Below are 26,740 nucleotides of genomic sequence, written 5' to 3'. Positions count from 1 at the left end.
TATACTATAATAATGATATGGCTACTGATACCAAACCAGAATCATCCAAGCAGCCCGAATCGCATTCCGGGGCAGTCAAAGAGCCGGCGGTCCAGGCCAAGCCGCCTCAGTATGAGCAGGCCATAAAACATACGGACAACAAGACCCTTAATTACCTGGGCGTCCGCCTGCTCTACCGCACCAAATGGTTCCGGTTTATCCTGGCCGGTATTTCCGGACTGCTCCTGATAATTTCCTTCCCGCCCCTGAGTTTTGGCCTGTTGGGCTGGGTGGCGCTGGTGCCTCTGCTGATTGCCATCTATACCTCGCCCAACCAGCGCACGGCCGGCATCTGCGGCCTGATTACCGGCGTGGTGTTTTATACCGTCTCGCTTTCGTTCTTAGTCGCCATATTTGATTTCGGCATATTAGTCGCCAATATCCTTTCTCTCTACCTGGCGGTCTTCAGCGTCTCGGTTTGGCTGGCCGCCTCGAAAATCGGACTGCGCCGTTCTTTCCCATTAATCCCGTTCTTCTGGACCGGCATAGAATTTTTCCGCTCCGAGAGTTATTCGCTCAAGTTCTCCTGGCTGAGCCTGGGCTATTCCCAGTCGCCCTACCTGACCCTGATTCAGGTCTGCGACCTCATCGGCGTCTACGGCCTGACCTTCCTGATTGTCACGGTCAACGCCCTGCTGGCCTGGTTCTTCCTGAAATACATCCGCAAACTCAAATGGAGTTTCCTGCATCCGGCTCTTGCGGTCCTGATACTGGCCGTCATTCTGGTCTACGGGATAACCCGGGAGTCGTATTTGCCCAAGCAATATCGGCCTGCGGCGCAAAAGGAGATTCCGGTAGTAGTCGTCCAGGAAGGAATCAGCCGCGACTCGCTTGACACCTATATCACCAGCACCGCTCAGGCGCTGGACGGCAAGCAAGAAGCTTTAGTGGCCTGGCCCGAAGCGTTGGTAAATGACATCCTTGATGACCCAATCAAACGGGGCAAATTAGAGTCATTTATCAGGGAAAAGAAAATCTATCTGGTCTTCGGCACCATTGAACGGGCCGAGGAGCAGGTCCGGGTGCACAATTACGCGGCCTTGATGGGACCGGACGGCCAGGTCATCGGCAAGTATGCCAAGCGCGTGCCGGTGCCGCTGCTGGAAACCGTGGTCATTCCGGGCGACAAATGGGGCGCCTTTGACACACCGCTCGGTAAAATCGGCATCTTCATCTGCTATGAATCCGGATTTACCCGGATCTCCCGCTGGCTGGTCGTGGCGCACGATGTCGAGGTATTCGTGGCGCCGACCCTGGAGGTCAGCGGCTGGGCCGGACTGTCCCACAAGATTCACGCCACCATCGCGCCGTTCCGGGCCATAGAGACCCGGCGCGCCATTGTCCGGCCGACCGCCCTGGGCATCTCGCAGATTATCCACCCATCCGGTAAGATTGAAGCGGAAATCGGATATCTCGCCTCCGGCATCATCCGCAGTGAGGTCCCCCGGGAAACAAAGCTGACCTGGTATGTCCAATACGGATACTTCTTCCCCAAGTTCTGCCTCTGGATTTATAGCGGGTTTATCCTGGTCTGGATTGCCTTATCGCTGATCAATTACTTTAGAGAAGAGTAACCACTTCTATTTCAGGCGTGATTCCCATTCCTTGATTGACTGTTTTATCTGATCTGCTTCGGGATGATTAGGCGCCAGTTTTAGAATGATTTGCCCGTCTGCTATCGCTTCCTTAAACATGCCTTTTCCAGCATAAGCAATACTGCGGTTATGATATGCATTGGCATATTTAGGGTTGAGGCGGATTACCTCAGTCCAATCAGCAATTGCCTCGTTAAAATTCCCTTTTTCATAATAGATATTGCCGCGGTAAAGGTAAGCATCAGCAAATTTCGGGTCACGCCGGATTGTCTCAGTATAATTTGTTATCGCCTTATCTTTTTCACCATTTTTATAATATGCGGAAGCGACATTGAAATATATCCATGAATATCTATAGCCGAGTCGGATGGCCTCAGTCCAATCCGCAATTGTCTTGCCTAATTCTCCCATATCTTTATAAGCATCACCCCGTTTATAGTAGGCCTCCGCATATCGGGGGTCAAGCTGGATGGCTTCGGTCCAATCCGTAATTGCCTTGTCTATTTCTCCTTTTCTTCTATAAGCAAAACCGCGTTTATAGTAACCAAGCACATATTTAGGGCTAAGCCGGATTGCCTCGGTCCAGTCAGCAATGGCTTTGTCTGATTCCCCCTTATCATCATAAACATTACCGCGGTTGTCGTACACCTCGAAGCACTTCGGGTCAAGCCGGATGGCTTCTGTATAATCGGATATTGCCTTGTCCAATTCTCCTTTCTCCTTATAGGTATTACCGCGATTGGTGTATGCCTCAGCGCATTTCGGGTCAATCCGGATTACCTCGGTCCAATCGGCGATGGCCTTGGTTGTCTCTTTCTTTTGATAATAAACCAAACCGCGGTTGTTGTATGCCTCTGAATCTTTTGGGTCAAGCCGGATAGCCTTGGTAAAATCAGCGATGGCCAGGTCCAATTCATTTTTAATGGCATAGGCAGAACCGCGCTTACTGTATGCCAAACTATAATTTGGATGCAGCTTTATTACCTTAGTGTAACTCTCTATGGCTTCGTCATATTTCCCTTGTGCGCCCTCAATACAGCCTCGGGCAAAGTGTCCCATGTAACTTTCCGGGTCATATTTGAGAACCATCTCAAGGTCAGAAAGGGCTTTCTTGGGCATATCCCAGAAGGTCATGATCATGGCTCGTTCATAATAGGCATAGGCCAATTCAGGCGAGAATTCTATGGCCTTGCTAAAGCACTCAACGGCCTTAGAATAGTCAAATTTATCCTTATAGACTAGGCCCAGTAATTGATACGCCTCAGCAAAGGTTGGGTCTATCTTAAGCGCCTCCCCGGCTATCTCTATTTTCTTGTCTGCGGTTGGGGCCCGTTCGGCCCGGTCCAGCACCATCTTTGCCTCAGCCCGGCGTCTAACCCGCTCATCCTTTTCTATAAATAACGCCTTTTGACTTTCCACCTCGGCCAGACACTTCTGCCTCAATTCATTAATCTTCTCGTCCTCGGTAGTTATTTCCCTTATCTTCTCGCAGGCAATCAAGGCCTGGTCATATTTCTTTTCTCCAAATAATCTGTATGCCTCAGCCCGGTAAACCTCCACCCGCTCCTTGGCTTGTCCTGACGATATGGCCAGCTCGATGATTACCGCCAGCAGTAATACAGCCGCACCGGCCACGCTGATAGTTATGGTCTTGTTCTTCTGCACCCGGCGCCAGAGTTTGGTCGCGGCGGATATCCGCCGGGCCTGTATCGGCTCGCCTTCAATATAACGCCTTAGGTCCTCGGCCAGTTCGGCCATGCCCTGGTACCGGCGTGACTTGTCCTTGTCCAGGCATTTTATGCATATCGTCTCCAGGTCTTTGTGAACTACGATAATGGAGCTGGGTGTGGGTGGGTCGTGGTTGACCACTTTATTTAACACCTCGTATAATTCCATACCCTGGAACGGCACTTGGCCGGTCAGGGTATGATACAACGTGGCGCCCAGTGAAAATACATCGCTCCGCTGGTCTACCAAGTCCTTCTTGCCCATGGCCTGCTCCGGCGCCATGTAGTCCGGCGTGCCTAAGGCCGTACCGCTCATGGTCAATGACCGGTCCAGCCCGTTTAATTCCTTGGCCAGCCCGAAATCGGTCAGATAGACGTGCCCGGCATTGTCTATCAGGATATTGCCCGGCTTGATATCCCGATGGATAATATCGTTCTTATGCGCGTATTCCAATGCCAAAGCCACATCGTGGATAATCTGGGCGATGCGCTTGGGCGTTAAGGTCTTATCCCGTGATTTTATCATATCGGCCAGCGATATGCCCTCGATGTAATCCATGGTCAGGTAATAGGTCTTGCCCACCACCCCGGCCTCGTAGACATTGACGATGTTGGCATGCTTGAGCTTGGCCGTGGCCCGGGCCTCGCGCATAAATCTGGCGGTTGATTCCGTATCCTCCAGCATCAGGGTCTTGAGCGCAATCTGGCGCTTGAGCATAGCGTCATAGGCCAGATAGACCGTGCCCATCCCTCCCTGGCCCAGCTTGCTTATCAACCGGTATTTGCCGAATTGCTCTTCTTTTATTTCCGGAGAAACAGCGCCCTGCTCCAGCCAGGGACTGACCAGCGGATGCGCCTCCAGCAGACCCGGATTGGTCTGTCTTATCCGGGCCGTCTCCGGATTCTCCCACCAGACCCGGAATTCCTCGGGTGAATTGAACTTGCTGATTTGTATGGTCTTGTCCAACATATGATAAAACCAAATTACATAAATAAGGCAACCCTGTCAATATCGCATAAGAAATATATTTAACTGAGTAACAACCCCCTTGGTCCCCCTTAACAAAAGGAGAATTTTGTGAAATACTCCCCCTTAGAAAAGGGGGGATAAAAGGGGGTTGTTTAATATTCCTTGACTTGTTTCATTCTGCTGGTATATTCTGTAGCTATGAAGATATTAGTCACCGGCGGGGCCGGATTTATCGGCTCGCATATTGTGGACAAACTGGTCAAGGACGGCGCTCAGGTCCGGGTGCTGGATAATTTTACTGCCGGCAAGATGGACAATATCCGCCATAATCTCAAACAGATAGACCTGTTCCGCGGTGATATCCGCCATATCCCGACTGTCAAAAGAGCGGTTAAGGGTGTGAAATACATCATCCACGAGGCGGCCAAGAAATCGGTCCCGGAGTCGCTCAAATACCCTGAAGAGTTTAATGAGGTAAATGTGGCCGGCACCCTGAATATATTAAATCAGGCGCATAAGGCCAATGTCAAGCGCCTGGTCTTTGCCTCATCCAGTTCCATCTACGGCGAGGTCAAGGTGCTACCGCAAAAGGAGACGCTTATTCCGGCCCCGATATCGCCCTATGGCGCTACCAAGGCCATTGGCGAAACCTATCTCAAGACCTTCAGCCGGATGCGCTATCTGGAAACGGTCTGCCTGAGGTATTTCAATGTCTTCGGCCCGAGACAGGAACCAGATTCGCCCTATGCCGGCGTGATTATTAAGTTCATCAATTCCATGCTCAAGGACAAACGCCCGACCATCTTTGGCGATGGCAGGCAATCCCGCGACTTCACCTATATTGATAACGTAGCTAAGGCCACCATCGGAGCGCTTACCGCAAAAGGCGTGAATGGCTTGTCGCTCAATATCGCATCCAGCCATCCGATAACGGTCCTGCAACTGGTCAAATCCCTGAATCAGATACTGGGCAAGAATCTAAAGCCGATATTCAATCCCATCCGGACCGGCGACATCAAGCACTCGTATGCTGATATCACCCTGGCCCGCAGGTATCTGGGCTACAAAACCATCGTGCCATTTGAGACGGGACTCAGGAAAACCATCGAACACCTCTGGGAATAAAGGATGTCATGACTAAGCGAGATTTTATATCGGTCTTCATCAAGATAGTCGGAACGATTCTTGTCACCTCATCAATAGTATGGATCCCCTTAGTAATTGCTAAGATAAAGATATTGATAATATCTCTAATAATCTTTAGTGTTATACTGATAATCGGATTAGCGCTTATACTATTAGCCAACAAGATTGCCAACAAACTCATACCAGTGAATAAGGAGCTTAAAATTGCCGGCGGCAATATTAAACCTAAGGATGTATTTGTCATAATAATGAAAATTAGCTGGATGTTTAGTATCATCCTTGCTCTTGAATACTTCATTGGATTGCTTCTGTTTTTGGTCATAGAGCGACAGACAACATTAATTATTTCCAACCTATTAGCAATAATTATCGGGATATACTTTCTCTCCGGCGGCAAGCATATCGCCGGATTATTATTTGACCGAAAACCCATACAACCTAACCCGACAGAGAATTCAGAAGGGAGCATTAAATGAATATTACCATCCGGGATGGGCTGTCCATCGCCCTCAAGGTTTTAGGATTTTATTTCATCTATCTGGCTCTCACTTCATTAATCACCATAGTGTCTTATTTAACAATATTGGCGAGTCCGCTTCAGTCAATGGCTGTAGAATCATCAGGCGTTACTAAATTCGCCCTGTTTGCCCCAACCATTATTCCCTTTCTGTTATCCATTGTTACGGTGTATATCCTATTGAGATATAGCGATAAGATATCAGAAAAACTTATCCCTGTTGACAAGGAAATTCAGATATTCAGCACTAACACCTGGCAGAAAGAGGTCTTTATCATCGCCTTAAGAATCTTCGGTGTATATGAAATCGCCAGGAGACTCGCCGCTTTAGTAAAACAACTTGCCTTATCACCAACTTATCAAAAGGCGGTTGAGAAGGATTCCTGGCAGGATATTGTCTATACCATGGTATGTATTGCCATTGGTGTATATCTGCTGGCCGGAGCTAAACATATAGTCAACATAGTATTCAGGGAAAAGAAGACTGAACCGATAACAGGTCCATCTGCGTAATCTGAGGAATCTGTGGTTTATGAACAAAACTATCTTAATCATCATCGGCCTCGGCTGCGCCCTGCTGGCTGCGGCGGGCATAATGCAACATACCCATCACACGGCACATAAGAAAATACATATTTGTTATGATACAGAGGTGGAGCCGATTGTTGCAGACGATAATGCGCCTGGATGGGTTAAGGATTTCTTCGATGAAAGCAACAAAGCCAATAATAACAAAGAATTGGTAAATCAGGGCATACCGCATAATAAGAATGATAATAACTCCGGATCTTCATCATCCACTCCGCTGAATTACGAGGAAATTAAGCAATTGATAAATGCGATAAAAGCGGAATGTGGAAATACCAGTAGTTCATTCGGCCCGCGGGCGATATACCGAATTGATGCTGTTAGAGACGGTCCGGCGATAATGAACCTTCTCAATGATCCAGATGGATCGGTGCGTGAATCTGCCGCTTTTACACTTGGCTTGATGGGTATTAAAGAATCTATCCCTGAATTAAGAAAATTATTATATGATAGTGAACCCAATGTTCGGAAAACAGCGATTGAAACTCTGAACTCGCTCGGTGCGGTAAAAAATACACCAGAAATAATACATCTTCTAAACGATAAAGATTCCTGGACCCGTCGCGCGGCTGTCATTGTTCTCGGTCAATCCGACATGAAAGACGCTATACCAGAGATAACCGAATTGCTAACTGACTCTGATGAATATGTCCGCGTATGTGCCATAGATGCACTGGCGAGCCTTAGTGGCCGGGAGGCAGTTCCTGAAATAATTAAATTGCTTGACGACAAGGTGAAGTATGTACGTTCTCAGGCATCTATAACACTTATCAACTTAGACGATAAAAGTGTTATACCGTCTATGATAGAACTACTGCAAGATAAACCTGAAAGGGCACGGGATGGCGTGGCTTGCGCATTGGGCGCACTCGGCGCCATAGAAGCCATACCCCTATTTATTAAATTACTTGGCCATAGTGAGGTAGATGCTCGTCTCGGTGCTATCGCCGCACTACGCCACATGGGTGCCAAAGAAACGTTCACGTGCTATGTCTGCCATAATTATACAGGCATAAGACCCCTCAACGAACGATGTCAAATGGCCGCCAGAGAAGCCATTCCAGAACTAATCAAACTAATCAATGATGAAGATGAATATATTCAGAGCTTAGTGGCACTGGTACTCGGACAACTTGATGCCAAAGAGGCCATACCTCAACTTTTAGAGCGTCTTGATGAGAAGCATAAATACCATGCCACCTATACGCCGTCCGGAGCGGTGCTTGCCCTGGTGGAACTGGGCGCGAAAAACCAGATACCATTTCATCGTCTTGAATGGTGCATTGACCGCCTTTACGAATTTTATCCGGCAAAACCAGAAGACCTACAGAGGCGGTGCAAAGCGGCACTGAAAGAATTACAACCGCCCGGTTATATAAAAATATGGAAGAAATGAGGTTTAACCTCGGTAACACCTAACATACCCCTATTATGACTACGAAAGAAACTGGGGCTAACCCCTCCGCTTTGCCCCTACGGGACTACTGTCCCAAGGCAGTCCCGTCAGGGATGCTACGGGATAAGAGCCAGTACGTCACTAACGTTTCTATTGGCTCTAAGGGTGAACTCCTGGCCGAGGCATTCCTGAAGAAACAGGGCTATCGGATTGTCGAGCGTAATTTCAGATGCAAGTTCGGCGAGATTGACATTATCGGCTTCAAGAAAGGCGTGCTGTCGTTTATTGAGGTCAAGACCCGCTCGTCAGACCAATTCGGCCTGCCGATTGATTCCGTGGACAAGGCCAAGCAGAAGCGTCTCATCCGCCTGGCTAATTATTACCTCTACAAGAAAAAGGCCCAGCCCGACCTGCCCTGCCGGTTTGATGTGGTGTCCATATTAATGAAGAAAGACAAACCGGAGATTGAATTCATTCCTAATGCCTTTGCCCAGCCGTGAAGCAAGCAATTTCCAGTCTGCCCGGGAAACCTTTATGGCGGATATCAAAACTAACCGATATATTTCCAAGATTTTCCTTGACAGAATAGTATTTTTATGGTATATTACCAATATGTTAGTTAAATCGCCTATCTTAACTAATAGCGCCGAGACCTTCGTGGAATTCAACACCAGATTGGCGCGGTTACACCGAAGAAGAAATACCATCCTGCTTGATTATCCCAATACTATCTCAGATGCCGAGAAACTGTCTATCTACTGCCAGGTTCTGGGGGTTGCGGTGCACGGGATAAAGAATCCGCTCTGCGGTATCTTCAACTGCCTGAAACTCCTGGCCCATACGCGCCGGTCGCCGGAGCAGAAAAAACTCCTGGCGACCATCAAACAAGGACTTCAGATAATACACAAAACCACGGCAGGTTTATTATTACCCTGCCTGTTCGCAAGAACTTATAAGTCAGATGTCAATCTCAATAGGCTAATCCAGAAGGCATTGGAGTTTCTGAAGCACAGCATAAAAGAGAAAAAAGCGCAAGTCATAACCCAATTCGCAGCCGACCTGCCGATAATAAAAGCCGATAAAGACAAGCTGATCGAAGTGGTCTTCAACCTCGTCATAAACGCCATGGAATCTGTTCCCCAAGCCGGCATAATCACCATCACAACCGCCCACCAACCAGGCCAGGTGATTCTGTCTGTCGGCGACAACGGCTGCGGCATCCCGGCCCGGGAACTGCCCTATATCTTCGAGCCGTTTATCTCCGGCCGGAAGCTGAAAAGAACCGGCAACTCGGGCTTAGGCCTGTTTATCGTTTCTTATATAATCGCCCTGCACCACGGGACCATCGGGGTAAAGAGCCGTCCGCGCCAGGGAACAACCTTTACCGTTTCCCTGCCGGTAAAGTAACCATAATACATAGTGATGCAACAGAATATTCTGCTGGTTGAAGACGACCGGATAGTGCGGGACAGCACCGCTGAGCTATTGACCCATGCCGGGTACCGGGTCTCGGCGGTGGACGACGGCCCGATTGCCCTGGAATTGAGCCGCAAGATGCAATTCAGCGGCATTATCCTGGATTTAACCCTGCCGACAATGCACGGGCTGGAGGTATTGGAACGGCTCCAGAAAAACCTCATCTACGCGCCGATAATCATCCTAACCGCGGACAGCAATCACAGGAACGCCATCCGGGCCATCAAATCCGGAGCGACCGACTACATTACCAAGCCGTTTGACGCCGATGAATTACTGGATATACTGAATAAATCCATCAGCCGGTATAACGGCGTTATCGACGAGGTATTCAAGTCCGAACGGATTATCGGCGACTCCCCGGCCATCCGCAAAACCCTGGACCTGATCAGGAAATCGGCTGACTCCGACGCCAACGTCCTGATTTACGGCGAGACCGGGACCGGGAAGGATTTGGCGGCCCGAACCATTCACCTGCAGGGCCGGCGGAAAGACAAGCCCTTTGTCAAAATCGACTGCGCCACCCTGCCCGAGGAAATCATAGAAAGCGAACTATTCGGCCACAATAAGGGGGCGTTTACCGGAGCGGTCGATTCCTACACCGGCCGGTTTACCCGGGCCAACACCGGCACTATCTTCCTTGATGAAATCAGCAACCTGTCCCTGCGGACCCAGGCCAAACTGCTCAATATTATCCAGGACCGGGAAATCACCCCCCTGCGCAGCACGGCTAAAATCAAGATAGATATCCGGATTATTTCCGCCACCAACCGGAAACTGGAGAACGAGATAAAGGACGGCCGGTTCCGGAAAGACCTCTTTTACCGGCTGGGCGTCATCCCGTTAAACATGGCCCCGCTGAGGGAACACCGGGATGATATCGACCCGCTCTGCGGATATTTTATCGGCAAATTCGCCGCCCTGGAGCACAAGCCGGCCCGGGAAATAGAGCCGGCGGCCCTGGAGATACTGGCAAAATACGACTGGCCCGGCAATGTCCGCGAACTGTCCAATCTTATCAACCAGATGCTGGTCATACCGGATAGCACTGTCATCAGGGTCGAGGATTTGCCGGCTAACATATTGGAGTCCCGGAATGTGGCGGCTGACAGCGCCCAGGTCGGCCTGCCGTTCGGGCTCAGGGATTCCACCCGGCTGTCGGAATTCGACCGGATCAAGCAGATCTTAAATAAGACCAACGGCAATAAAACCAAGGCCGCCAAACTCCTCGGAATCTCCCGCGTGACACTCCATAAAAAGATACAGCAAAACCATATCCGGAATCCGTTCTGAACGCAATCAGCCCCCGGATAAATTCACCACTCCGGAGGCCAAACGGCATTGCCGGGCGCATCATGTTGCCATAAGTTATCAACCCCCTCTTTACACTTGTTAACGCTGATTAACGATTTAGCGGCAGTTAAAATTAGGAAATTCACTCCGAAAAAATACCAGATTGATAACCTATCGGTGCCGATAGAGTTATCACAGCGCTGCGGTAGTTGTGAAAAAACTCCCAATCTGGCACAGGATTTGCATAATAGATGTTGGCATAATACCAAAATAGGACCCTGCCCGGAGAGGCGCGCCCGATCGGGTACTCTTGGGTTGGGCAGGTAACGGACTACGGGTAAAGGTAGCCATAACCCCATCATTAAGGGAAAGGACGCGGCAAAGGAGGTAAATAATCCGCTGGTTTCGGTCTATACCCATTTCGGTAAATACCTGGCCTGGAAAAACGGGTGCGCCGGTTGCCGGGTTATGGCTACCGCCGGGGGATGGGGATTGCAAACTTCGTCAAAATGCTGGCTTTCGAACTTACTTTAATCACGGCGGGGTAATTTCACTTATTGGAAAAGGAGGTGCAGAATGGAAAATGATGAAAAGAAACTGCAACTGACCGAGGATACCCTGGTTTATGTCGATAGAAGCCGCTCGAAACTGATTATTGAGATAGACCTGCCTGAGACCAAGCAAATGCCCGGACCCGGCGCGCCGGACCAGGGCAAACTGCTGGTAAATCCGCTGGCTTCTTAAGACAGAGGCCAAACCAGGATGAACTCCAAATCAGAACCTATGGAAGGAGCGGGATATGTTTATTACCAACGACCTGTTTAAGGTTATCGTGGATAATTTCTGTATGGGCGTGTACCTGACCAACCCCGAGGGGAAAATCACCTATTGGAACCAGGGCGCGGAACGGCTGATGGGCTATACCCATTCGGAGGTGCTGGGCAAATACTCCCGGGATATCCTGATAAAAGAACTGCCCCAGAATAGTTATAAGGCGCAATATCCTGTTTTCCGGGCAATCTCCACGGACCTGCCTGTCCGGGAGGAGGCCATTTATTTCCGCAAAGACGGACATCCGATTGCCGTCTATACCTACACCAGCACTCTTAAAGATTGTAACAACCAAACCGTTGGAACGGCTGAGGTCTTTTGGGATAATATCACTAATTTCGAGCATATGAGAAAAATGGAACAACTAAAACGGCTCTCGCTTATGGACCATCTGACCAATGTGGGCAACCGCCGGTACGGCGAGATTAACCTGGGCATCAAGCTGAATTCCCTGCGCAGTTACGGCTATAATTTCGGGGTGCTCTTTATCGACGTTGACGACCTGAAGCATATTAATGACACCCGGGGCCATTCAGCCGGCGACAAGGTGCTTAAGGAAACGGCCTCGGTGCTTTACCGGAATACCCGGGTGACCGACCATTTAAGCCGGTTCGGCGGCGATGAATTCCTGCTCATTTCATCGTCCGAATCGGAAAGCGACCTGCATAACATAAAAACGCATATCCGCCGGGCCGTGGAGGGAATCCCGGTCCAGCTCGGGCCGGATATGGTTCGGATTGGATTATCCATGGGCCTGAGCATGGCTCAGCCGGATGATACCATGAAAACCCTGATCGCCCGGGTTGACAAACTGATGTACGCGGACAAACAATCCCGGGCCCGGTATTCCCCCAGCGCCCATTTTGAATGCTCCTACTGAGACCGATGCCCTGCCGGTTTGACGTAGTCTCAATCCTGATGACCAAGGATAAACCGGAGATTGAACTCATCCCGAATGCATTTTAGTGGCTGTTAAACCTCTGGTCGTTACGACCCGCAGGGAGTCCCGTAGGGACCGCCACTTATCCCGGCGAATGTCGGGACGTGCCTTCCTCTCCCGCCAGATAGTAATACAGGGGTGCGCCACATACTGCTTAAGGGGAGTATGAATAATCCCACCGATATGGCAATCTGTCCTTATGGCCTATATCCCTGTGTGAATATGGGGACTATGAATGTTCTCTACCCATGTTACCTCTAAAGAATACCCCGCTGCTCTAGTGTCTAAACCGGGCATACCTTAAACCATCACCCGGCGTATCTATGCCTATAGTGAGTATCCTATATAAAGAAACAGGGTATATAATGTGTCCTGCCTACCCCGTCTGATAGCTCTCATAGACCATTATCCTATCAGGCATAGTATATACTCTCTGTGTAAAGATGGTATGCTATATACCCCTACTCCCCCGGCCCTATGGCTCCACAGCCATATAGCTCCGGCCGCACAGGGTAATACCTCTGGCCATACGTGGTATTATGGCCAACCACAAGTCCTATTATCCCTTGCCAGACAGGGTATCAGGGGTAGCCGGATGAGGTATTATCCCCTAACCAGGATGGTAGTATCCCCAGCGGCAAGTTCTGATACCCCCTGAGACATGGAGTATCAGCCCCTACGCCTAACCATAATACTCCCAGCCGGTTATGGTAATACACCTAGCGATACACCCTATTATCCCAAGCGTCAGGGGGTAGTACCCCCCACCCCCCCTCCTACCCCCCTCCACCATACCCTCTGGCACCCCTTGACGCAGACCGTAATACCATATGGGGCAGAGTATGGTATGAGCTACGGCCGGGACTATATGGCTATGGATACACCAGGACTACCCTATACCCCTATCAGGCATATACCATACCCTTACCTTACATACCATAGTGTTTCAGAGGCCATACACCATATTTATGCCGTACATACCCTATTATTTAAGAATACATACCCTGATGCTAAATCATACCGGGGAGGTCTTAGTATTGGATATACCCTATTGAATTATAGAACTGGGATAGGTGGATTAGAGGTAAGAGGCAATCAGATTTAATCGTATCCTTGGCCAGGCCAGGGAACATACCCGATAGCGCCATTCAGCGTAGGGATGCGAATCATCTATCCGCCCTATTGGGATTAGAGGGCTGGGAGATGAAGACAAGGGATACTACTACGGAATAATACAGATAGTCCGGGTGTGGATTACTTTGCTTATTAAGGTAAGTGTAAAACCAAAGTATGCCGAATTATCGGGTTATCCGCTTGAACTCCGCATCGTTCCAGAGCCATTTAAAATCCTGGTCTTTTCTGGCGCCGGCCTTGCTCTGCGGCTGTAATGCCACTGCCCGCCTCAGATTGCTCAGCGCATGTTCCTTATCCTGTTTGAGCGAATAGGCGCAGGCTATATTGTACCAACCGGTAAATGAATTGGGATTAAGTTTCAACGCCTTTTCGTATGCCTGCGCGGCCTGGTCATACCGGGCCAGTTTCAGGCAGGCATACCCCTTATCTTCCCAAACATAAAATTCCTGGCTATTAAGCTCGATGGCTTGGTCATATGCCTTTAGCGCCTCGCCATATTGGCCGTGACCGGATAACTGATTCCCATACTGACGCCATTCGTGATTGGTTCTGGCCGTGATTTGCTTGAAATCCGCATCCTCCCAGAGCCATTCAAAGTCCATGTCATTGATGGCCTTATTTTTGTAGTTACTGCTGATACTGATAGCATCTTTCAAGTCGCCCAGCGCTTCGGTTTTCTGATGTTTCTGGGAATAAATGCGGGCGCGATTATATTTTGTCTCGGAGTCCTGGTAACCGAGGTAGTTCGCCGTATAGATGTCTATCGCTTCGTCATAACGTTTTAATTTGCCCAAGGCAAACGCCTTCTGTAACAATGCCTGCTTGTTTTCATAGTAATAGTAATCTTTGCTGATTTTTATCAGCTGGTCGCAGATAGCAATGGCCTCTTCATACCGGCCTAATTTATTGAGGGATTCGATTATGGAAATCTGTATTCCCCGGATACGGTAGGGATCAATGGTATCGTCAGAAGAAAATTTCATGGCCTGGTTCAGCGCCTTTATCGACTCCTCGTATCTGCCCAGGAACTGCAAAGCCGAGCCCTCGAGTTGCCAGGCCGTGGCATTTTCCGGGTCAAGTTTCAGGGCTTTGTCAAAGGCCTGCAGGGCTTCCTCATGTTTTGACGCGCCGCTTAGCTTATAGCCCGTATAAATCCAGTATCCGGCGGTCTTGCCGCTGAATATTATGGCCGTCAGCACGGAAACAACGACAACAATACCTATGGTTATGAATATTTTCTTCATAATATTTAGTAAATTAGCCCCTCACCCTTCCCTCTCCCCTATGGGGAGAGGATAGATGAGGGGGAATTCCATACAATGAATTACTTACTCCTTCATCCGCCGGGCTATCTTCGCCCTGAGCTGATAATGGCGCATGACAAAAACCACCAGCATAACGCCTAACAGGATAGTCAATGCCACAGGCGGGCCAAAATAGTCCGCATCCCGTAAATGCCAATAATCATGCCGATAAACACCCGGTATTTCCATAATATAGGCAATGGGATTGAAATAAAGGAAATACTTTTCGGGCATTCTGCAGACCCCCAGGATAATCGAAGGGATGATGGAGGCGGCGCAGATTATTAAAACCGCCACCAGGGGCCCGGAATATACGAAGATGGTCTTGCAGAATTGGACCAGCAGATAGAATATATAAACAAACGCCACCAGGACCCAGAATGCCAGGTAGATTTCCGGCGCGTATTTCACTGAAATATCATTGGAATTTATGATACCGTATAATCCGGCAAATAAGACACCGCACAAAAGAAGAAGCAATATATGAGGCGGCGACTTGCGGTCCATAAATCCGAACGGCCTTTTCGCCAAGATGCCTCTGACATAATCCTGATAAGTATCCCTGGGCAGGGCCATCAGCAGAACCATCATCACCAGCACCAACCCATTAAAGAGCAGGTAAAAAGAAAAGGCGTTCCAGATGTGAGACGGCTGGGTAAATGTATTCCAGTGCATGCCGGTCAGGAATATTTCCAATCCGGCAAAGAAGCCCAGCGCCTCCAGGGGTTTTAAGTAGGTGCCGTAAGGATTGCGAATCCGCCTGATGACCGCCCGGATTATCCAAAAGGAAAACCAAATGTAAATGGCAATAGTCAGCAATCCTTTATCGATGCTTAATCCAAAGAAATCAGCGCTGGTTAAGGCATGGTCATAGCTGTCAAACCGCGCCAGGAACGAGGTGGGCGTAAGAATGGCGAGGAATTGATTATCAGTTCGCGCGAAACCGGCGATCAGCCCTCCTAAGGCGGAACCCATTATAATGATATTACCGGCCGCGACTATCAGGGATGATTTGGGATTAATGCTTACGGAAAAGAGCAGCCCGATTGAGGCGCATAAGACACAACCGGATATCAAAACAAGATAAAACAAGGTAAAATTATATAAGCCGATGGTCTCATAACTGCGCACCGCGGCAAAGGTAATAAACGGGGTGACAATACCCAGGATAAGCCACATATGAATCGATGAGCCGATGAGTTTGCCGATGGAAATCTGGGCATCGGACATAGGCGCCATAAAAAGCAGGTCATAGGTCTTCCGGGTTTTCTCACTGATGATTGAAAAGGAAGCGGCCAGCAAGGCATATGAGTATCCGAGTATCAGGGCAAACCCGGTATAAAAGCGGAATAATTCCAGGCCGCCATCGTTGTAGTAACCGTAATAATACCGGTTATTGTTCAGCAAGGTTACCAAAGCGACAAAGACGCAGAAGGCCACGGTAAAAACGAGCGTTAATACTGCCATTTTCGGCCTGAGGCGGTAGAGAATATTGCGCTCAAGTTCCGGATTATTAAAGGCGTTTTTAAACATATTAAGATACTTCTTTTATAGCCAGCGACATAAATAGTTCTTCCAGGTTTTGTTTGTATTCATAGAACGAGCTGACCTGGACACCGCTGTCCACTAATTTTTTAAGCAATAAGGGAATTTCATCCCGCAGGCCGAAGAATACTATTTCGAGGAAGCAGTCCTTGATGGTAACCTCCGATACATTCGGCAAGGTTTTGACTAATTCAGCCAGTTTATTCTTGTCGCCCAGGGCTTCCAGGCGCAGGATTATCTTAGGCTGGACTCTCGCGGTGATTTCCTCTATGGAGCCGGATTCCACCATCACGCCTTTTTGCATGATGCCGATGGTCTTGCACAGGTCGGAGAGTTCCAATAATATATGCGAGGAAATCACGATGGTTCGTCCGGTCGATGATATTTTTTTGAGGATATCGCGCAGCTCCACCCGGGCCTTGGGGTCCAGGCCGGCTGAGGGCTCATCCAGAACCAGCAGTTCCGGGTCGTGCAGTATGGTCTTGCCGATGGCCAGGCGCTGTTTCATGCCGCGGGACAGATGGGCAATATAATTATTGCGCTTAGAAACCAAATCCATCATACCAATAACCTCATCAATCCGGCTGGGCTTATTTGGGACGCGGTAGGCATCGGCAAAGTAATTCAGGTATTCCCAGACCTTGAGTTCGTCGTAGAGCGAGAAGAAATCCGGGATGTAGCCGACCATCCGGCGGGTGGCCATCATATCCTGGTCGACCGGGCGGTTATTGATAAGCGCTTGGCCGCTGGTCGGCTCCAGGATGCCGACCATCATGCGCATGGTGGTGGTTTTTCCCGCGCCATTGGGCCCGATCAGCCCGAAGATATCGCCTTTGTTAATGGTCAGGGTGAGATTCTTTACGGCGATGACGTCATCGTATTCCTTGCGCAGTGAATTGAGTTGAATCATGTTACCTTAAATATAACCAGCCAGATGCGTCTTGTCAAGTAGAAAGTAAAATTATGCTGACGAAGAAACCGCCCTATTTATGCCAAACCTGTCTGACGTCAGGCCACCGGTGATTTGCGCCCCGAAATAATCGGGACTCAGCTACGGCTTCGCAACTGCCTGAGATAATTGAAATAAAACCTGTTGTGTTTCATCCAACTCCTGACAATGCCGGTGCCGATGAGTTTTATGAAAGAGCGATAGAAAGAGGTTCCATACGGCCGGGCCGGTATCAGTTTGGCGGCTGTAGCCACCTTTTCAATCACCGTGTTCAGGGCGTCGTTAAAGGCGTTGGTGTATGAATAGAAGTCGCTGAAACACTCTATCAGCCCGCTCTGCAATTCCAGGGCGGTCATGTTCTTCGGGGTAAACAGGGCGTGCAGTCCGTCGTAGAGTTCCCAGTTCTTATGGAGAATCCGATTGGCTTTTTCCAGGGCGGCATAGGTCCGGGTGCCCGGCAGAGGCGTGAGTATGGAATACTGGACATAGTCAATCTTGCTGGACTGGCAGAAATCGGTCGTCATCTTAAAGACGTCCCTGGTGTCGGCGTCGTTGCCCACGATGAACATGCCGTGCACCTCGATGCCGTTGTCGTGGAACACCCGGATGGACCGCTTGATGTCGTCCACGGTCTGGTGCTTGTTCATATCCTTCAAACTCTGCGGATTGATGGATTCAAATCCGATATAAACGGTCTCGCAGCCGGCCTTCCGCAGCTTGGCGATGAATTCCGGGTTCTTGGTGGCCTCGGTCCGCATCTGGGTGGACCAGACCCGGTTAAACCGGCGTTCAATCATCATATCCAGGAGTTGGCCGGTCTTGGCCGTATTGACGGCAAAATGGTCGTCCACGAAGAACATCGACCCGGTTCGGTATCTGGAAATCTCCTCAATCACCTTTTCGGCCTTCTGGGACCGGTAGTCCCGGCCGAACATCTCGGTGACTGAGCAGAAATTGCAGTCAAACGGACAGCCCCGCGAGGTCATTATCGGCCAGACCTTTATCTTATCCGAGTCCTTTATCAGGTTGAAATCCGGCATGGGCAGGCCATCCAATTGCTCTGGCCGGGCCGCCCGGATTATTTTATCCGTGGTCCGTCCGGCCAGCACATCCAGAATGACGTTCTCGGCCTCGCCGACCACCACCCGGTCAAAGTGAGGCGCCACATCTTCCGGAATCATACTGGCGTGGATGCCGCCGATGACGGTGAACGATTCCAGTCCCTGGGCGGCCCGGAGCGCCTTATATTCCCGGGCGATTTCCTTGCCCCGGGTGACCGTGGCGGTCAGGCAGCTCAGGCACAGGATATCAACCGATGCCAGTTCATCCGGGCTGACGGCCCGGCCCGAGATATTCTCGTTAAAGACCGTGGCGTCATATCCGGCGTCCCGGGCGATGGTGGCCAGATAGACCGGGCCCAGCAACGGGGTGCTCATAAATCTGGTAAAGACATTGGACTGCGCCCCGCGCGGCTCGATAAACAGGACTTTTTTATGATACATTCTCTTTTTCCTCCGCGCGTGATTGCGCCGTATTAAAGTAATCTATAATCAATAAACTTATGCCGAAGAGCACCATTGACAGCGGCCATAATTTAAGCGATACCGTGAATACGAAATACAAGGCCAGGAATACGCTGATAAAAAACACCGCCAGATAGGCATAAGTCCGGCCTTTTACAAAGATGCCGGTAACCAAGAAACTCAGGCCGACAATGCCCAGGAATACCGGCCAGAGATAGGACAGGGTCGCCCAGGCCGTGTTATTCAGGCACAGGAAAAAGATGCTTAGCGCAACCATAAACGAACCCAGCCAGATAAGCGCCGGGTCTTGGCGATGACGGCTGAAGAACAGCAGGACAAAGCCACTACCGGTTATCAGAATCAGGCCGGGCCAGAACTGGCTGATGCCCCGGAGCAGGGCGTAATTCTCCAGCACCAGGACCATTCCGGCGATGATAAACAATCCAGCTAAAACGCTGATACTCTTCTTGTTTTTCAAATCTGGCTCCTTAAAGTAGGCGGCAGGACGTGGCTGGTAATACACGTGAACCCAGCCCTTATCACAGGAGCTGGGTGAATGCTGCGGTCAAGAGTAAGATACCTAATCGGCGGCGGCGTGTCAAGTGTTTCTTATTTCTTTTATGGAATCTCTACCGGACGGTAATACTGTCAAAGAAGCTGTTAACCTCAGACTGATACGTCTGCGTATTGTCATCGAGTGTAATGACGCTGACCACGTAGAAATTTCCGTCCAGGACGATAAAGACGTTGGACCAGTAAACCCGGGCGTCATCATCAGACCGGCTGGCCCGACAATCCTGGCGAATCCCGCCCCAGGCGGTCTTGGTCCGGCCCAGTTCCTCAAAATCATAAAAGGCCGTGCTGTCATCGGTTCCTTTTATGCCCTCCATAAAAGGCGGAATCAGGGTCTCGACCTTGGTATTACCGACCCCTTCGCTCAGGATATAAAGCCCCCTGAGATCTTCACCCTTGGTGAAGTCCATAATGGTCGTAGTTGAACCATCCTTCTGCGGTTCGGTTAACTGGTTTATCCAGTCAGTCGGCAGGGTGAATTCCAGCCGGCGTTTGGTTGACGGCTGAGGTGTTTCCCCGACCACTTCGGCCGCCGGCACATTAGTCAGCCTGAATGAATTGAAATAGGCCAGGATTTTTGGCGTGTTCAAATCGGCTTTTTTGTTCGAAATATACATAATCTGGTAAAGCCGGGTTTTGACCAGAACAATATCATCGCGCATATAATAGGTTTCCAGGCCGCTCTTTTGGGTGATAAAAATCCGCCGTCCCGGATAGCCGCCTAACTTGAAATCAACCTCACGTTCCAGGGTATTTCCCGGATTGGATTTTACGCCGCCATCCCGGCCGGCGTCCAGCACGGTCTTCGGGTCCATCCCGTCCCAGATGGAGTTGCTATTAACCATAACCAGGCAGGCATCCTGGCCGTGTTTCTCGGACGTATAGGACAGGGCAATGTCATTCTGGTCTTCGCTGTCCCCTCCGGTCACCGTGAAAGGCGGAAAGCCCGGTGGAAGCGTCACCGTAAAATTGCCCTTTTCCGAAACAAAGGCCTCCGGCCCGGCAATCTTCGGGGCCGCCGGCGGCGGCGTGGTCGTCTTGGTTTCGCGTGAAGGCTTATTCGGGGAAAACCGGTCGCAGGCCGTTGCAACAAATGTAAATACCGCGAGAGCCAGAACCGGCAACCATTTTCTCACTGCGTGTTCCATACTGTATGCTTCCTTTCGTCAGATTATTAATCAGTTGTCTGATAGTTTCGCTTGCCAAACCTTAAATGTCAATCAAATAGCGTTTTATATTGCTTTACTATGCGGTTCTTCCGTCCGCAATGGGGACAGAACATAACGGTTTTACTGTTTATCAGTTAACTGATGTATTCGCAGCGTCTTGATAGCCGAGCGATATTCAAGATACGATAAAATCGGCATAATTACTCCAAGACGGATACTAGTACCTCGCTTAAGATTAAACTTCAGTAAAGCCCACAGTAATTCAGCAGTCGGTTCCACATTTGCCGGGTCAAAGGGTATGATATGTTCCGTCTGAACCCACAAAAGCAAGATGCCATAATATGTATGAAAAGTGACACGATGAATCTCGCCGATATTTCCCTTCTCCGGCAAATGATACCCGACCAGGATAGAGTTTAACGCGAATACGCAAGATTTCTTGTACTTATCCCATAACCAAGCGCCCAAAAAGGCCGGTATCGCAAAACCTGCCGCAACGCCAAGAATGATTAATGCGTATAATAACTTATCGTTCATCTTAATTCCTTATTCCCGTTTATGTCTCTTAAAGAACTCCCAGATAACTGTGTTGGCATCTATATCGCGGCAGGTCTTGCCGACCAATTTCTCGGACAGGTATTGGTACCCGTTGGGCCAGGTATGGCCGCCGCCCTGTATCTTATAAAAAACCACCTCGGTATCCTCTGCCTCGCCGGAATAAATCTCTTTATGGACCCGCGTGCCGTCATTCGGGTCTAAGTCCGCTTCTTCAGTCGAGACCGGTTCCGGCTGGCACTGGTTATGGGTGACCCAGAACTTGACCGCATCAAGCACTGGGATTGAACTCCCGAAATCGCGCTTACTAAATGGAATACGTATCGGACCTCCGTTATAGAGCACCAGTGGGTCGTCCGTGCCATGAATGACCATAACCGATATGGGCCGGGACGGTTTCTTATACACGGACACAGGATCCACCATAGAACCGCCTACGGCGGCAATGGCTGCAATCTTATCGGTCATCTCGCAGGCCAGCCGGAAAGACATCTTGGCGCCGTTGGAGATACCGGTCACATAGACCCGCTTGCGGTCAATCCCGAATTCCTTGTCCAGCCGGCCAATCAAAGCCGAGATGAATCCGACATCGTCCACACCCTCTTTATGGGCGCGGGAGATGGCCTGGGGCCGTCCGTCATTCCAGTGTTTCTCTATGCCGTCCGGATAGACCGCGATAAAACCTTCCTTGTCGACCAGCGTATTCAATCCACCCAGGGTGTGGTTAATCATCTTCTCTCCGGTCCCGCCACCGCCGTGCAGGACAATCACCAGCGGCCGAGCCCGGGATTTATCATAGGAAGCAGGCAGATGAACCCAATAGGTGCGCGTCAGGCCATTGACGGTTATTGATTCGGCCTGACTGTTGACCGGAACAACGTTCTTGCGGCAACCTGCGCCCCACACCATAGCCAGACATAACAATATCAGGAATATTTTACGAAGCATTTTGATTCGCCTATTCCTCGCTGGAATACATGATGTCCTTGAAATAGCCGGAGCAGTTATTGCCGACCAGGGCCACCAAGCCACGCAGATTAGTTTTGTCGGATTCTTCCATCTCCAGGCACAAATCGCCATTCAGGTAACAGCGTACGGCGTCGCCATAGACCTCAACGGTTAATTCGTTCCAGCCGACCAGGTCAATGCCGGGCGGCAGTTCTTTCTCCTTAATTTTCCGGTAGGGTTTATCTCCCTCGTGCCGGACCAGGGCCAGTTTCTGGTCAAAGATGCCGAAGGCGTAATTGTTCGACAGGCTCTGATAGCCGAACGCCAGCATCAGGAAATTCTGGCTGCCATAGACTTTTTCCATCTTGAACTTTGACGTGAAGACGTAGTCGCTTTCCAGTTTGATCTTATACGACAACCCGGATAAAATCTCCGGTTTGTCACACTCAAACCTGATGGCCTCATTTTCCACCTGCCAGTCCTCAGATGCGCCCTTCCAGCCGTCCAAATCAGTCCCGTTAAAGAGCGAGGCCATCTGTTCCTTACCCAGTTCGCCGATGGCCTTGCTGAGTTCCAGGCGCTTATTAATAAAAAGGGCGTTAGTGGCGTCAATCTTGAGCGCCCGCTCGGTTACTAACAGGGCGAATTGCAAGTCGTCCTTTTCATACTTCACCACCAGCGACCATAACGACTGCAGGAATTGGTCACGGAATTTTACTAATTCCTGGCGGTTCTTGTCATATTCGGCCAGATAGGAATTAATCTTATTCTGGACGGATTTGAATTTATCCGGACTGCCCTTTTGTTCGATTAGCGCCAGGGCCTTGCGGAAATTGGCCACGGCCTCATCGCTTTCATTGATATCACGGTACAGCTCGCCCAGCGCCAGGTAGGCGTCAACCTGTTCCGGCGCTTCATTGATGGCCTTATTGAAATTGTCCAGCGCCTCCTTGTAGGCCTTTTTCCTGGCCAGCTCCTGGGCCTTCTTGAGATAAATAGACGCCGTATCCTCGTCCGGATAGAGCCCGACCGAACCGGCTAACAAGACCAATCCCAACAAAAGGTATTTCATCATTGTCTGATATATTGCATTTTCCGGACCAGGATTTTGGCGCGTTGCATCCAGATGCCGGTTCCGCCCTGGAAGAAGTTCTCCCGGTCTGCCGTATATTCAAAAACCAGCCGGTCATTAAGATGGCATTTAAGCCCGGTATAAGAAACACCCAGCACCAGCTTATTCCAATCCGACAAATTTGAACTCTCGGGCAGATTCTCGAATTTTAGATCCAGCGCACCGTCTGGTTTAAGCTCGGCCAGGGATAGTCCCTCCTTCTTGATTATCAAAACAGCTATCGAGCCGTCCTTATTATTTTTATTTCCTAATACTACCCCGATACCGCCAGTTTCCTTATAGAAAGCGTCTATCTTGAACTCCATGAGCAATTTATACTCGCCGCTGAAGTTTGGCTGGGGCCGGAAATTAACCTCGGCTTCAGGCGTATCGCAGACCAGGATACCATCTGTAACATTCCAATTGGAGGCGCGCTGCGGATTCCAGCCGTCAAGGTTCTGTCCGTTAAATAACAACTGCCAGGATGGCAACTGACGCGCTTGTCCTAATTCCTGCCGGAGCTTGGCGGCTTCGGCATTGGTCGGATCCATGGCCGCAATTGAGTTGAGTATGGATTCGGCCAGCGGCAGGTCTTTCTTGACCAAGCGCTTGGCCAGCGCCAGGGATTGCTCGATATATTTCTTTTCCAGCCCGGCCAATTCCTGCCGTCCCTTATCCAGGTTATTGAGCCGGTTAGTGGCATCTTTCTGAAGCGATTGTTGGGCGCTGGATGGCTTTGACATTGCCTTGACTGCCCGGATGCATTCTTCGAAGTTTCGGCGCGCCCGGCGCTTATCCCCGGTTTTGGCGTAGGCGTTGCCCAGGCCGAAATAGGCTTCAGGCAGGTTGGGATATTCCTTTAGGGCCTTTCTGTATAGTTCAATGGCCTTGGCTGAATCGTTTTTCTGTAAGGACTCATCGCCCTTTTTGAGCATGGCCCGGGCGACATCTTCATCGCCGATGAGCGATACGATTGAAATGGCCGCCAAACAAACCGCACAGATAATATATCTGGGTTTCATATATCAAATTTTATATGCGACACGCCTTGTTGTCAAGAGTTATTGATTACCGATAATATAACCGATAAGCAGGTCAGACTGCCACCGCCAGCGCGGAATTCGGACATATCCAATTCTTTTATCTTGAAACCAGCGTTTTTAATCATCTGCCTGGTCTTAGTATAGCCCTTCGGTATCAAGATGGTCCCGTTAACTGATAAACAATTGGCACTGTAGGATTCTGACTTGGGGATGATTATCTTCTTATATCCGGCAAACGGCTTGGCGTCCAACTGCCCTTGCACCAGGGTTATGCAGTTATTCCCTAAATAGGTGCATCCTGTCTTGAGATGAATCATGCCTTTGACCCGAACCGGGATAACTTCACATCCATATTTCGCTGCGATAGTTCTGACCTGTTTGATGGCTGATATATTGGTGCGTTCGGACAGTCCGATATAAATCCGGTGGCCGATTCGCAGGACATCCCCGCCTTCAATCGTGCCAGGCGGTTTAATCCGGTATATCTTCTTGTGGCGGGATAGGGTTTTCTCCACCGCGCGCTCTTCTCCGATTCTTGACTTAACTCCCATCCGTGAGATAATGGTCGTATCCCCTATCACAATAGCCGGGTCTTCCACAAAGCAGCAGTCCGGGAACCGATCATCGGCTTCTATATTAATCATTTTTAATCCCAATGCCTTCAACGTCTTGCAGTATGCCTGATGCTGTTTCTGTGCCAGGCGGACATCTATTGGCGCGGTTGACATGGCTGGCTTAATACACTTGTCATAGGTCTTGGCAACGTTGCGGACAATAGCGTATTGGGAAATCATTATATAATCTGTGTAATCCGCGGTTAAAAATCAATTCCCCGAACCGATTTCATACCCTGGTGGAACTGGTGTTTGATTTCCAGTATCTCGCTGACCAGGTCGGCCTCGCGGGTCAACTGGATGGGCGCATTGCGGCCGGTCAGGATTAGATGCAGGTCCGGCGGCCGGCTGTTAATAAGTTTCAGGACGCTGTCCACGCTGAGCAGGCCGTAATCAATGGCATAGATGATTTCATCGAGGATAATCAGGTTGTATTTGCCGGACATAATCTTTTCCTGGGCCAGGGCAAAGGCGCGTTGGGCGGCTTCCTTGTCCTCAACCGACGGATTCTTGATATCCACGTGGCATTCGAAGTTACAGTCCGTGCAATCGTGGGCTTTCTTGGTATGGACGCAATCCTTGCCGGCCTGGATGATCTCGAAGTCCGGATGGAGTTTCTTGGCCGAGGTAATCTCGCCGTAGATATGGGAGCTCTTTAAGAACTGAATCATCAGGACCTTGAGGCCCTGGCCTGCGGCCCGGAGCGCCTGGCCCAGGGCTGAGGTGGTTTTGCCCTTGCCATGGCCGGTGATGACAATAACTAAGCCTTTGGACATAAGAAGTTAAACCACAGATTAACACGGATGTTCACAGGTAATCCGTGCTTATGGTCTCTCCATCCCTCAGAGACTACGGGATAAGCAACTCTAAGCCCCTAAAGGGGCAAAAGTTGCTAATGCCGGAGGAGGGAGTTGAACCCTCACCCCCCTAAGGGGACCAGATTTTGAATCTAGCGCGTCTGCCATTCCGCCACACCGGCTTAATAAACCGACCACAGATTACTCAGATGGCACAGATTTCAGAAAACAATAAATTATCTGTGTAATCAGTGAAATCTGTGGTTTACCGTCCCATCCTCCTTGCCCTTGGCTTTTGGATTAGCTCGGACATAACGACCGCCTGCTGTATCTCGGTCAGTCCCCGGTTCTTCAACCCGGTGGCAAAGACCTCCCAACTCGGTTCCGCGCTGGCCGTGACGGTCTCGGCTGGCGTCGGGACCGGCTCTTCAACCGCCGCGCTGACCAGCTGCGGTTTTTCAACTGGCTGTTGGATTCCCTTTTGTTTTCGGGTGATACTTTTTATTACCGTATCCCGCTTCTGCGTCATGGTCGGGATATTAAATACTTCCTTAAGAATATCCTCGATTCTGGGCTTTTGGCCGGACTCGCTGGCTGACTCTGATTCCAGGACTATTTCGCTGTCCGGCTCTTCGGTTTCCGGCGCGCTTGGCTGCCGGGGTTCCCGGGAATATGTCGGTTCCAAGCGCAAGGTCTTGACCTGGCTTTGCTCTGCCTCTTTGCGGCGCTTCTGGGCTTCGATTATTTTCTTTATTACCGAGGCGCCTCCGATGACAAGGATAATCACCACATAGGCGCCTAATTGTATCAAGTCATCCATAAACCATTCTGCTCCTGGATTACCTTGTAACAAACACCTTTCATAAAGTCAATTATTAAGCCGAGAAATTCTTTACATAACCGCGGTTTTTAGGTTATCTGGATTTATGACAGTACGGTGGAGGAAGTTACAGTATT

The 26,740-nt window shown here is 49.9% G+C and carries 24 protein-coding genes and 1 tRNA gene; 10 read left to right on the top strand and 15 right to left on the bottom strand.

Features of this window, described 5'->3' with window-relative positions:
* The first annotated feature begins 17 nt into the window (after window positions 1-17).
* The gene (locus HZA49_00560; protein MBI5777933.1) at window positions 18-1,613 is read left to right on the top strand and encodes a hypothetical protein; all 1,596 of its coding nucleotides are present in this window, start codon (window positions 18-20) and stop codon (window positions 1,611-1,613) included.
* A 6-nt stretch (window positions 1,614-1,619) separates the two neighbouring features.
* On the opposite strand, the gene HZA49_00555 is transcribed toward HZA49_00560, so the two are convergent.
* The gene (locus HZA49_00555; GenBank protein MBI5777932.1) at window positions 1,620-4,331 is read right to left on the bottom strand and encodes a tetratricopeptide repeat protein; all 2,712 of its coding nucleotides are present in this window, start codon (window positions 4,329-4,331) and stop codon (window positions 1,620-1,622) included.
* Window positions 4,332-4,529: 198 nt separating this feature from the next.
* On the opposite strand from HZA49_00555, the gene HZA49_00550 reads away from it, so the two are divergent.
* The 9 genes from HZA49_00550 to HZA49_00510 all read left to right on the top strand — a co-directional run bounded on the left by HZA49_00550 (window position 4,530) and on the right by HZA49_00510 (window position 12,458).
* The gene (locus HZA49_00550) at window positions 4,530-5,456 is read left to right on the top strand and encodes an SDR family oxidoreductase (GenBank protein MBI5777931.1); all 927 of its coding nucleotides are present in this window, start codon (window positions 4,530-4,532) and stop codon (window positions 5,454-5,456) included.
* Between the two features lie 8 nt (window positions 5,457-5,464).
* Entirely contained in the window at window positions 5,465-5,953 is a 489-nt protein-coding gene (locus HZA49_00545) for a hypothetical protein (protein MBI5777930.1), read from the top strand.
* Complete coding sequence (locus HZA49_00540) at window positions 5,950-6,507, top strand: hypothetical protein (protein MBI5777929.1); 558 nt, start codon at window positions 5,950-5,952, stop codon at window positions 6,505-6,507. The genes HZA49_00545 and HZA49_00540 overlap by 4 nt, the downstream gene beginning before the upstream one ends.
* Window positions 6,508-6,526: 19 nt before the next feature.
* Entirely contained in the window at window positions 6,527-7,978 is a 1,452-nt protein-coding gene (locus tag HZA49_00535; GenBank protein ID MBI5777928.1) for a HEAT repeat domain-containing protein, read from the top strand.
* A 113-nt stretch (window positions 7,979-8,091) separates the two neighbouring features.
* Window positions 8,092-8,478 (top strand): YraN family protein, encoded by a 387-nt coding sequence (locus tag HZA49_00530; protein MBI5777927.1) that lies wholly within the window; start codon window positions 8,092-8,094, stop codon window positions 8,476-8,478.
* A 112-nt stretch (window positions 8,479-8,590) separates the two neighbouring features.
* The gene (locus HZA49_00525; GenBank protein ID MBI5777926.1) at window positions 8,591-9,385 is read left to right on the top strand and encodes a hypothetical protein; all 795 of its coding nucleotides are present in this window, start codon (window positions 8,591-8,593) and stop codon (window positions 9,383-9,385) included.
* A 15-nt stretch (window positions 9,386-9,400) separates the two neighbouring features.
* On the top strand, window positions 9,401-10,747 hold the full coding sequence (locus HZA49_00520) for a sigma-54-dependent Fis family transcriptional regulator (protein ID MBI5777925.1): 1,347 nt from the start codon (window positions 9,401-9,403) through the stop codon (window positions 10,745-10,747).
* Between the two features lie 576 nt (window positions 10,748-11,323).
* Window positions 11,324-11,491 (top strand): hypothetical protein, encoded by a 168-nt coding sequence (locus tag HZA49_00515; GenBank protein ID MBI5777924.1) that lies wholly within the window; start codon window positions 11,324-11,326, stop codon window positions 11,489-11,491.
* A 55-nt stretch (window positions 11,492-11,546) separates the two neighbouring features.
* Complete coding sequence (locus HZA49_00510) at window positions 11,547-12,458, top strand: sensor domain-containing diguanylate cyclase (GenBank protein MBI5777923.1); 912 nt, start codon at window positions 11,547-11,549, stop codon at window positions 12,456-12,458.
* A 1,358-nt stretch (window positions 12,459-13,816) separates the two neighbouring features.
* On the opposite strand, the gene HZA49_00505 is transcribed toward HZA49_00510, so the two are convergent.
* The 14 genes from HZA49_00505 to HZA49_00440 form a co-directional block, all read right to left on the bottom strand.
* The gene (locus HZA49_00505; GenBank protein ID MBI5777922.1) at window positions 13,817-14,896 is read right to left on the bottom strand and encodes a tetratricopeptide repeat protein; all 1,080 of its coding nucleotides are present in this window, start codon (window positions 14,894-14,896) and stop codon (window positions 13,817-13,819) included.
* 84 nt (window positions 14,897-14,980) lie between these two features.
* Window positions 14,981-16,489: an ABC transporter permease subunit gene (locus tag HZA49_00500; protein MBI5777921.1), complete on the bottom strand. Its 1,509-nt coding sequence runs from the start codon at window positions 16,487-16,489 to the stop codon at window positions 14,981-14,983.
* Window position 16,490: 1 nt separating this feature from the next.
* Window positions 16,491-17,411 carry an ABC transporter ATP-binding protein gene (locus HZA49_00495; GenBank protein ID MBI5777920.1) on the bottom strand — a complete coding sequence of 307 codons (921 nt, stop codon included), beginning with the start codon at window positions 17,409-17,411 and terminating at the stop codon, window positions 16,491-16,493.
* Between the two features lie 137 nt (window positions 17,412-17,548).
* The gene (locus HZA49_00490) at window positions 17,549-18,952 is read right to left on the bottom strand and encodes a B12-binding domain-containing radical SAM protein (protein MBI5777919.1); all 1,404 of its coding nucleotides are present in this window, start codon (window positions 18,950-18,952) and stop codon (window positions 17,549-17,551) included.
* On the bottom strand, window positions 18,942-19,451 hold the full coding sequence (locus HZA49_00485; GenBank protein MBI5777918.1) for a hypothetical protein: 510 nt from the start codon (window positions 19,449-19,451) through the stop codon (window positions 18,942-18,944). The genes HZA49_00490 and HZA49_00485 overlap by 11 nt, the downstream gene beginning before the upstream one ends.
* 151 nt (window positions 19,452-19,602) lie before the next feature.
* Entirely contained in the window at window positions 19,603-20,694 is a 1,092-nt protein-coding gene (locus HZA49_00480; protein MBI5777917.1) for a hypothetical protein, read from the bottom strand.
* 141 nt (window positions 20,695-20,835) lie between these two features.
* Window positions 20,836-21,252 carry a hypothetical protein gene (locus HZA49_00475; GenBank protein ID MBI5777916.1) on the bottom strand — a complete coding sequence of 139 codons (417 nt, stop codon included), beginning with the start codon at window positions 21,250-21,252 and terminating at the stop codon, window positions 20,836-20,838.
* Between the two features lie 9 nt (window positions 21,253-21,261).
* Window positions 21,262-22,218, bottom strand: a complete 957-nt coding sequence (locus tag HZA49_00470) for a dienelactone hydrolase family protein (protein MBI5777915.1) — start codon at window positions 22,216-22,218, stop codon at window positions 21,262-21,264.
* Between the two features lie 10 nt (window positions 22,219-22,228).
* The gene (locus tag HZA49_00465; protein ID MBI5777914.1) at window positions 22,229-23,293 is read right to left on the bottom strand and encodes a DUF1080 domain-containing protein; all 1,065 of its coding nucleotides are present in this window, start codon (window positions 23,291-23,293) and stop codon (window positions 22,229-22,231) included.
* Window positions 23,290-24,351 (bottom strand): tetratricopeptide repeat protein, encoded by a 1,062-nt coding sequence (locus tag HZA49_00460; protein ID MBI5777913.1) that lies wholly within the window; start codon window positions 24,349-24,351, stop codon window positions 23,290-23,292. The genes HZA49_00465 and HZA49_00460 overlap by 4 nt, the downstream gene beginning before the upstream one ends.
* Window positions 24,352-24,383: 32 nt before the next feature.
* Complete coding sequence (locus HZA49_00455; protein MBI5777912.1) at window positions 24,384-25,166, bottom strand: N(G),N(G)-dimethylarginine dimethylaminohydrolase; 783 nt, start codon at window positions 25,164-25,166, stop codon at window positions 24,384-24,386.
* Window positions 25,167-25,189: 23 nt separating this feature from the next.
* Window positions 25,190-25,762, bottom strand: a complete 573-nt coding sequence (locus HZA49_00450; protein MBI5777911.1) for a cob(I)yrinic acid a,c-diamide adenosyltransferase — start codon at window positions 25,760-25,762, stop codon at window positions 25,190-25,192.
* Window positions 25,763-25,882: 120 nt separating this feature from the next.
* Window positions 25,883-25,965, bottom strand: a tRNA-Leu gene (locus tag HZA49_00445).
* Window positions 25,966-26,048: 83 nt separating this feature from the next.
* Window positions 26,049-26,603, bottom strand: coding sequence for a hypothetical protein (locus HZA49_00440; protein ID MBI5777910.1), 555 nt, complete (start codon window positions 26,601-26,603; stop codon window positions 26,049-26,051).
* Window positions 26,604-26,740: the final 137 nt, after the last annotated feature.

The sequence above is a fragment of the Planctomycetota bacterium genome, assembly GCA_016235865.1.
Taxonomy (GTDB): Bacteria; Planctomycetota; MHYJ01; order JACQXL01; family JACQXL01; genus JACRIK01.
This window is presented reverse-complemented; position numbering and strand designations above follow the sequence as displayed.